This is a genomic window from Brotocaccenecus cirricatena (assembly GCF_020687045.1).
GTDB lineage: Bacteria > Bacillota > Clostridia > Oscillospirales > Oscillospiraceae > Vescimonas > Vescimonas cirricatena.
In genome coordinates this window covers 1-9,146 of sequence record NZ_JAJEPW010000086.1, presented here as the reverse complement: position 1 = coordinate 9,146, position 9,146 = coordinate 1, and the positions used below count along the sequence as shown (strand labels likewise).

The window sequence follows — 9,146 nt, the reverse complement described above, 5'->3', positions numbered from 1 at the left end:
CTGGTCGAGCAGCGCGACGGCTTGATGCTCGGCATCTGCAACGGCTTCCAGGCGCTCATCAAGCTTGGCCTCGTGCCCTACGGAAGGATCATGGATACCGACGAGTCCTTCCCGACACTCACCTACAATGTCATCGGCCGCCACCAGTCCAAGCTCGTGCGCACGCGCGTGTGCTCGACGCGATCTCCGTGGCTTGCGGGAACAGAGGCGGGAGATATTTACACCGTTCCCATTTCGCACGGCGAGGGGCGTTTTCTCGCCTCGCAGGAGCTGATCGAACAGCTTGCCGCAAACGGCCAGATTGCCACGCAGTATGCAGGCCTTGACGGATATGCTACAATGGATACTGCTTTTAATCCCAACGGCTCCGTCTGCGCCATCGAGGGCATCACCTCCCCCGACGGGCGGGTGTTTGGCAAAATGGGGCACAGCGAGCGCATCGGCCCCGCGCTTTACCGAAACGTGCCGGGGACTTACGATATGCACCTGTTCGCCTCGGCGGTGCGTTACTTCAAAAAATAGGAGGGCAAGTCATGGCCTATTACTATCCCGATCCGTCTCATACCTTCAGCGAGTACCTGCTCGTACCGGGCTACACCTCGGAGGAGTGCGTGCCCGACCGCGTTTCGCTCAAAACGCCGCTGGTCAAATACCGCAAGGGGCAGGAGGACTGCCCCATCAGCCTGAATATCCCGATGGTCTCGGCGATCATGCAGTCGGTGTCGAACGATACGCTCGCCGTCGCGCTTGCCAAGGAGGGCGGGCTTTCGTTCATCTTCGGCTCGCAGTCCATCGAAAGCGAGGCGGAGATGGTGCGCCGCGTGAAGAGCAGCAAGGCGGGCTTCGTCGTCAGCGCCTCGAATCTCACGCCTGAGCACACGCTGGCCGATGTGCTCGCGCTCAAGGAGAAAAACGGCTTCTCCACCGTCGCCATCACTGAGGACGCCATGCCCAACGGGAAACTCCTCGGCATCGTCACGAGCCGTGACTACCGCGTCAGCCGCATGAGCACAGACCTCAAGGTGCGCGATTTTATGACGCCGCGAGAAAAGCTCATCACTGCTCCCTCCTCCACCACGCTCAAGGAGGCCAACGACATCATTTGGGAGCACAAGCTCAACGCCCTGCCCATTGTGGATGAGAACGACTGCCTGCGCTACTTCGTTTTCCGCAAGGACTACGCCGAGCACAAGGAGCACCCCCTCGCCCTCCAGGACGCGCAGAAGCGCTATCTGGTCGGCGCGGGCATCAACTCCCGCGACTACCACGAGCGCATCCCCGCGCTCGTTGAGGCGGGCGCGGATATTCTCTGCATTGACTCGTCCGAGGGCTACTCTGTCTGGCAGAAGAAGGTCATTGACTTCGTGCGTGAGAACTACGGCAATACCGTGAAGATTGGCGCGGGCAATGTGGTCGACCGCGACGGTTTCCGCTTCCTCGCCGAGTGCGGCGCAGACTTTGTCAAGGTCGGCATCGGCGGCGGTTCCATCTGCATCACGCGCGAGACCAAGGGCATCGGCCGCGGTCAGGCGACCTCTCTCATCGAGGTCTCCGCCGCGCGCGACGAATATTTCCGCGAAACGGGCGTCTATGTTCCCATCTGCTCCGACGGCGGCATCGTCCACGACTATCACATGACGCTCGCCCTCGCCATGGGCGCGGACTTTCTGATGCTCGGCCGCTACTTCGCCCGCTTTGACGAATCGCCCACGAATAAGCTCCTTGTCAACGGCGTGTATGTCAAGGAATACTGGGGCGAGGGCTCGAACCGCGCGCGCAACTGGCAGCGCTACGACCTCGGCGGCAAGACGGGTCTTGCCTTTGAGGAGGGCGTGGATTCCTATGTCACCTACGCAGGCTCTTTGCAGGATAATGTCGCGCGTAGCCTTTATAAGGTCAAATCCACCATGTGCAACTGCGGCGTGACCACGATCCCCGATCTTCAGAAGAACGCGAAGCTCACGCTCGTCTCCGCCACCAGCATCGTCGAGGGCGGCTATCACGATGTGATGCTCCGCTCCACCGGCAAGGGGAATGACTGAGCAGGGGCGCGCCAATTGACAACGCAAAGCGCATCCAGCTTATCACTTATTGGGCGTAGATTTTCAGAAATTCGCGGATCTGCGCCGCGTTCAGCTTTTTTCGCAGGGCAAAAAAAACGGCGGCTCGAAAGCCGCTGCACATAACACTTATCAAAAACAACGATGACCCTTGGCCGATCTCCTGCGTTTCACGGCCAAGGGTCATCCATGGTTCTTAATATCTAACATCATTGACTACCTCTCTTTCTGCGGAGTCACGGCATACAAGATCTTTCCTGTGCTGGGGTGCTCTCTGCTATGCAATGCACCGTTGCGCGGTTCTCATGATGCGGGGAACATTGGAGTGTTTTTCTCAGATCCCTTGCAGCCGTCTTCCCCGTGCCGCCATGGCTCGGGGGTATCCTCACTGTACATTGGTCTCACCCTTTCTTTTTGTACTTAAAGGATAGCATCTTTTTGTGGGGACTGCAATTCGCAAAACAGCAGAAAAAAGCAGTGAAAAACTGTTTAAACTGATGAAATTCTGCACGGTCCCGAATTTTCACTTGACCGATTTATCGCTTTATCATATAATACTATGCCCTGACCTCCGGCGTGGATGTGAAAACGCTCTCAGGCATCCTGGGTCATACCCGGGCGACCTTCACGCTGGACACCTACACCCACACCACCGGCGATATGCAAAAGAGGGCGGCAGAGATCGTAGATGAATTTTTGACCGATATTTTCGGAGAGGAGCTGAAGCCGTGGCAAGAAAATGAAAAAACGGAGAAGGAACTGTCCGCCTGAGAAAGGACGGCCGATGGGAAGGACGCGTGGTCATCGGCTACGATGACAAGGGTCTGCCGAAAACGAAAAATGTGCTGGCTAAAACAAAATCTGAGTGTGTGGAGAAGCTGAAAACGCTGAAGGACGCCCTTGCGCCGCCCGCGCCGCCGAGGATCAATGCGGATATGCCATTCGGGGACTGGATGGAGCACTGGTATGAGACGCACAGCAGACCTACCGCCCGTCCCGGCACACGGCGGATCTACGAAGGCTGCCTCCGGCTGTACATCAGACCGGGGCTGGGTCATATCCCGCTGAACAGGCTGACCGCGAAGGATATGCAGCGGTTCTTCGCCTGGCTGAAAACAGAGGGGCGTGCGGACCAATCGGACGGTGAAACGGGGCTGGCGGACTCCCAGCTCCGCAACATCCACAGCCTGTGCCGGCGGGCGCTGGAACGGGCGGTATCGGAAAACCTGATTCCACAGAACCCGGCGTCCGGCTGCAAGCTGCCGCCCGCCCGAAAAGGGGAAATGAATGTCCTCTCGCGGGAGTCCATGCAGAAGCTGCTGATCCAGGCGAAGGAGGAAAAGTACTACGAGTTGTTCCTGCTGGAATTTGCCACAGGACTGCGGTTGGGCGAGCTGACGGCCCTGCAATGGGAGGAGCTGAATTTGACCACGGGCGAACTGCGAATCAGCAAGCAGGCGGTGGTCATAGGCTCGGAATTGGTCATCACTGAGCCGAAAACAAAGGCGGCGGTACGCACTCTGCTCCTACCGCCCAAAGTGTTGGAGGTGTTCAGAGAGTACCGGAAAAGGAATGTTTCCAGATGGCTGTTTCCGTCACCAAAGAAGGAGGATTCGCCTCTGCTCCCATCGGTGGTGCGCCAGCGGCTGCACAGGCTGTTGGACCACGCGGGCTGTGAACGGGTACGCTTCCATGATCTCCGGCACACCTTCGCCACCAATGCCCTCGCCCACGGGATGGACATTAAGACGCTGTCCACCATCCTGGGGCATGTCTCCGCGGCCACCACGCTGAACACCTACTCCCACATCACGGAGGAGATGCGGCGGCAGGCGGCGGCGAGGATCGACGCGGGTATCGCCAAAGCGCAGCCGATGCCGGCGGAAGAAAACGCACCACAAGAGCGCACGATGACCGACTTCCAGGTAAGAAAGCGATGGAGCAGACGGACGGCATAACAGGAAGCAGTCCACCCCGCCTGAGGGAAATCCCCGGCGGGGCGGCTTTTCGCTGTCTGTGGGCAAATATGTGGTCAAAGGGGTGCGGCGCAGAAAGGAATGCTTAGATTTGTGCTGTGAATACACCTGTTTGCGGTATATTTGGCAATATGCAGGAGGAATAATCCACAGAAATCACGGGTGCGCTCAGTTGCGCTGGCAGAGGCAAAGAATAGGTGCGGCAGCCGTGCGCTCACAGCTTCTTGAGCCGCGCCATAAATTCCGCTGTGAGTTCCTCCTCTACATCCTCGTCACGCTGCATACGCCGGGCGTCGGAGTCTTTCCAGCGCAGCAGCACCTGCCGCACTGCCTGCTTATCACGCCGGAGCGTGCGGGGGTCCAGTCCCTCATACGCCGCGTGATAGTCTGGGTAGTGCAGAGCGTAGCGCCGATAGTCCTCGATGGTGTTGTCGAACGCCTGGAGGCTGCCGTCAGGTACAAGCACCGACGCCGCCATGCACGCCAGACGCGCCAGACGCCGCAGATGGTCATCCTCCGAATCAAACCGAATCGCCGGCGCGAAGTCCTCCACCGGCGGGTCGGAAATAAAACGGCGGCGTTTTTTTCGGCGCGTTTGCTTTCAATGCCCTGACGATACAGGAACTGACTATTCCGACTTCCGTGGAGAACATTGGCTGCTGCGCTTTCGCGGGCCAGAAGGTACGCCGTCTGATGCTGCCGGAGGGTCTGCGGTGCGTGGAGCCGCTGGCGTTCATGACAGAGATGGACGATGACGCGGAGATGGAGCTGTACATCGGCATCGCCGCCGGCGCCGCCATCACCCTTATCACCGGGCAGGTCACGGCGCTGGAGCTTATGGGCAACATGGGCGGCGGCGTGTCCGGTATGTTCGAGACCATTCTGGTGACGCTGCTGGTGGTCTCTTTGTGCGGTCTCATCCGCGCCTACGGCGGCTTTGAGAGCATCCTCGCCTTCATCCGCCGGGTGTTACGCGACAAGCGGGGCGGTCAGTTGGGCATCGGCCTGCTGGTGGGCCTCATGGATATCACTACTGCCAACAACACCGTGGCCATCGTCATGGCAGGCCCCATTGCCAAGGAGGTGGCGGAGGAATACGGCATCAGCCCCAAGCGCTCCGCCTCCCTACTGGACACCTTCTCCTGCATCTTTCAGGGCGCCATCCCCTACGGCGCCCAGATGCTGGTGGCCATTTCCACCTGTGCAACCCTCGGCTACGCCATCAGCGCCTTTGACATCATCCCCCTGCTGTTCTAGCCCTTCCTGCTGTGCCTGTTTCTGTTCGACAAAAAGTAAAGCGTCCTGTTTCGCACATTTATTTACGCCGAGAGCCCCCCTTCTCAAGAAGGCGGGCTCTCGGCGTAATGCTTCCGCGATACCTGTATGACGCGGCGCTGTGGCCGCTATCCGCTGAAATCGCCATGTAAAAAAGACAGCTTCCAAGGGATGCAGCTTTAAGCGCGGCAAATGCTCCGGCACACACTCTGCCAGAACCCGCCGGTTGGCGCTCCCTTATTCTCCCTTCAGGTGCTCATCCATCCAGCGCAGGATCTCGCTGAGTCGGCTGATGCGGTTGGAGGGCTTTCCCTCTCGGCTCAGGCCGTGGTCCTCACCGTAGAACATGCACAGCTTGCTCTCCACACCATGGAGCTTGAGCGCTGCGAACATTTCCAGACCGTTGGCCAGCGTACAGCGGTAATCCTTATCTGCGTGAATAAAGAGTGTGGGCGTCTTAACACGGTCGGCATAGGTAAGGGGCGACGCCTTCCACAAACGCTCCGGATGCTCCCAAATGGTGCCGAGCTGCTGGTCAGGCACATAATAGTAGCCGATATCCGAGAGGAGATAATCCCCCACATAGTTGGCAATGCTCCGCTGGGACACGGCACAGCGGAAACGATCCGTGTGACCAATGACCCAGTTGGTCATAAAGCCGCCATAGGAACCGCCGGCAACGCCCATCCGATCTGCGTCTATTTCGGGATACCTCCGCAGAACCTCATCCGTGAACTCCATCAGATCCCGGAAGTCCACCTCTCCGTACTTACCCTGAAGATCGGCAAAGGCATTTCCCTTGCCGCAGCTTCCTCTGGGGTTGCAGTAGCATACGAAAAAGCCGGAGGCCGCCCAAAGCTGCATCTCATGGTGGAAGCCCGGGCCAAATACCATCTTCGGCCCGCCGTGAATATGAAGGATGCCCGGATATCGTTTGCCCGGCTCGTATCCCACCGGCTTCATCACGAAGCCGTCGATATCCACGCCGTCGGTATTGGTAAAGGTAAGCCGCTCTGGTACGGAAATGGTCACGCCCTCCAGTGCAGACCTGTTGAAATCCGTCAGCTGCTCCAGTTGGCCGCCATCCCAAAGGTACACCTCCGGGAGCTTCAGACCCACAGCCGCAGAGAAGAGAAATCTCTTTCCGTCCTTGGTATCGAAATCAATAAGGTAGTCGTCGCCGCCGAAGAGCGTCTGCACACCGGTCTCCCGCGTCCACATACACAAGCCAGAACCCACGCCGTCCGTGTTGAGGAAATACAGCGTCTCACCCACCATTCTCTGTCCTGTGACGGCACCGGAGAAGCAGTCGGTGACCACCTCGGAGTTGACCCGGCGGTCATAGCGGCCCAGATTTTCCTCGCCCTTTTCGTCCACCACAAAGAATGTGGGGTGCTCGTACACGCCGTAGTCCCGCATGACCAGTCCCAGGCAGAGCGCCTTCCGGCCCAAATGCCCCACATAGTCGATGCTGTATTTGTCGGGCGTGATCAGCGTCTCCGTCTCGTTCCGCTCCGCATCCCAGCGATACATTCCCTCGGTGACCGGCTTTACATCCCGGAAGGGAAACGCAGTGAAGAGCACCTGACCGGGGCGGACATTCACATGATTCACATCATAGTCCTCCGGCGTGATCCGGCGATATTCTCCGGCAGCCTCCAGATAGAGAAACAGCGTGTTTCTGGTCTGATTAAACATCCCGACCCCGTTTTCGCACAGGGGCAGCTCCGTCAAAACCTTATAGCCCCTGGTCTGCTGACGGCGAACGAGCTCCTTCTCCAGCGCCTCTCCCGTCAGCTCCAGAAGATTCGGCCGGTCCAAATGGGTCTCGCCCGTGAAAACATAACGGCCCTCGTCCATTTTCCAAAGCCCGGATACGGACATGGGGAGACGGAACGCCTCGCGATCTTCACCTGTACATACATTCAGGCGGTGATACACCGTCCACTCTTCCTCGAAGCCCCGCGCCCGCAGCGCTTCGTCCGGCTCCGTGGTTTTATAGAGAATATGGGTGTTATCCTCCCAAACAGCCTTCCTCTGGTCGTCTCCTTGGGTGATCTGCCGGCTCTCCCTGCGCTCCAGATCATACAGCCACAGATTCCACCGGTAGCCGTCTCCTTCCCTGTCGACATCCTTGAGTGCAAAGGTCAGATATCTGCTGTCCGGAGACAGCTCCAGTGCAGAAGGATACCGATATTTGGCAAAATCCGTCAACGCCAGCTTCTTCATACCTGAGTCCCCTCCTTCTCCATTACCTTGAACGTCTCATAAAGCATCCGCGTGCCAAATCCAATACCGCCCTTTGTATAGATCCCCTCACATTCGGTGGTCCAAGCGGTACCGCCGATATCCAAGTGGATCCAAGGCGTCTCCTCGACAAACTCCTTCACGAACATGGCGCCCACCGTGGCATATCCACCCACGCTGGAGCCCATCGCACTGTTTTTCAGATGGGCTACACGGGAGTCCAGCACCCGGCGGAGATTCTCGTCACAGGGCAGCTCCCACATCCGCTCGCAGGCGGCGGCGGCGCCCTTCTCCACCTGCGCGGTCAGGGCCCGGTTATTGGTAAAGGCTCCGCAGCGGCGATTTCCCAGCGCCGTCTGGATACCGTCGGTGAGTGTGGCAATATCCACGATGCGATCCACGCCGCAGCACTGCTTGGTATACGTCACGGCGTCGGCCAGAGTGATGCGGCCCTCGGCATCGGTGTTGTTCACCTCAATATACCGCCCGGACATGGAGCGGATCACATCGCCCGGCACATAGGCCGTGGCGGAGAGCTTATTCTCGCAAGCCGCCACCACGCCGGTAATATTGATCCGAAGGCCCCGCTTCTGCGTCGCCCACAGGGCGGCCATCACAGCGGCCGCGCCGCTCATATCATGCTGCATGGTTTCCATAAACTCAGACGACTGGAGGGAGTATCCGCCGCTGTCGTAGGTAAGGCCCTTGCCGATCAGCCCCAAGCGGCTCTCCACGTCCTGCGCGCCGGTATATTCCATGACAATGAGCTTAGGCTCGTGAATCGAGCCCTTTCCGACCTCCAGAAAAGCGGTGAGTCCGATGCGCTCTACCTCATCTCTGCCGTAAACGGTCACCTTCACAGGCGTCTCCTTAAAAAGCTCCTGTGCCGCCTGCGCCAGCTTGGCGGGGGTAAGCACCGTGGGGGGCTCATTGATCAGATCCCGTGCGATGCAGGTGGCCTCAGCAGATACCTCCGCCTCCACCAAGGCGGCCTCGTAGCGCTCCGGCGTCTCGCAGAGAAACGCAGCCGTTTCGATCCCCGGCGCCGCAGGGGTCGTCTTGTACTTGTCAAAACGGTAGCCGGTAAGAGCGGCAGCCTCTGCCGCCTTTTGGAAGAGCGCCGGCGTGAACTGCGGGCACACGCCCCGCAGATCGGTACACACCGCACGCAGATCCAGCTCCTGACACTGACGATACACCTTGGCACAGCTCTCCAGCACCTGCTCCAGGCTCCAGTCTTTCCCCAGACCCAGCAGGAAAATTTGGGTCAGCACGCCCTCTGAAAGAACAGAAAAGCGGAAAATCTCACCGGTTTTCCCTTCAAACCGTCCCGAGGCACGAACTGCGGCAAGCTCCTGCTCCCAAGGGCCCTGATAGCTGTTCAGGTTGCCTTCTCCCAGCGGGACCACCACACCGTCCCATGCCCTGGCGTCATACTTTTTCACAAGTTGCAGTTCCATTTTTCCTTCCTCCTTATGGTCTATTCCATGATAGTTAATCAAAAAGCGGGATGGTGGAGATGGACGCTGATATCTATTACGATCAGCTGGGCAAGGATATGCGCGTGGAGCCCATCCCCGCCGATATG

At 58.7% G+C, this 9,146-nt stretch carries 7 protein-coding genes and 1 pseudogene; 5 read left to right on the top strand and 3 right to left on the bottom strand.

What is annotated here, in order from left to right:
• The 4 genes and pseudogenes from LKD37_RS15975 to LKD37_RS15960 all read left to right on the top strand — a co-directional run.
• A partial coding sequence (locus LKD37_RS15975) for a phosphoribosylformylglycinamidine synthase subunit PurQ (RefSeq protein WP_302930085.1) occupies positions 1–522 on the top strand: 522 nt, incomplete at its 5' end.
• An 11-nt stretch (positions 523–533) separates the two neighbouring features.
• Positions 534–2,042, top strand: a complete 1,509-nt coding sequence (locus LKD37_RS15970; protein ID WP_302930084.1) for an IMP dehydrogenase — start codon at positions 534–536, stop codon at positions 2,040–2,042.
• 576 nt (positions 2,043–2,618) lie between these two features.
• Positions 2,619–2,831: pseudogene (locus LKD37_RS15965) on the top strand (tyrosine-type recombinase/integrase); the annotation flags it as partial.
• 26 nt (positions 2,832–2,857) lie between these two features.
• Complete coding sequence (locus tag LKD37_RS15960) at positions 2,858–4,018, top strand: tyrosine-type recombinase/integrase (RefSeq protein WP_302930083.1); 1,161 nt, start codon at positions 2,858–2,860, stop codon at positions 4,016–4,018.
• A 232-nt stretch (positions 4,019–4,250) separates the two neighbouring features.
• Here LKD37_RS15960 and LKD37_RS15955 read toward each other — a convergent pair whose 3' ends face one another.
• Complete coding sequence (locus tag LKD37_RS15955; RefSeq protein WP_302930082.1) at positions 4,251–4,589, bottom strand: hypothetical protein; 339 nt, start codon at positions 4,587–4,589, stop codon at positions 4,251–4,253.
• Positions 4,590–4,678: 89 nt separating this feature from the next.
• Here LKD37_RS15955 and LKD37_RS15950 point away from each other — a divergent pair, with 89 nt between their 5' ends.
• The gene (locus tag LKD37_RS15950) at positions 4,679–5,293 is read left to right on the top strand and encodes a Na+/H+ antiporter NhaC family protein (RefSeq protein ID WP_370686884.1); all 615 of its coding nucleotides are present in this window, start codon (positions 4,679–4,681) and stop codon (positions 5,291–5,293) included.
• 255 nt (positions 5,294–5,548) lie between these two features.
• Here LKD37_RS15950 and LKD37_RS15945 read toward each other — a convergent pair whose 3' ends face one another.
• A complete protein-coding gene (locus tag LKD37_RS15945; protein WP_302930081.1) occupies positions 5,549–7,540 on the bottom strand; it encodes an alpha/beta hydrolase family protein in 1,992 nt (663 codons plus the stop codon).
• Positions 7,537–9,018, bottom strand: a complete 1,482-nt coding sequence (locus LKD37_RS15940) for a leucyl aminopeptidase family protein (protein ID WP_302930080.1) — start codon at positions 9,016–9,018, stop codon at positions 7,537–7,539. Before LKD37_RS15940 ends, LKD37_RS15945 begins: the two co-directional genes overlap by 4 nt.
• Positions 9,019–9,146: the final 128 nt, after the last annotated feature.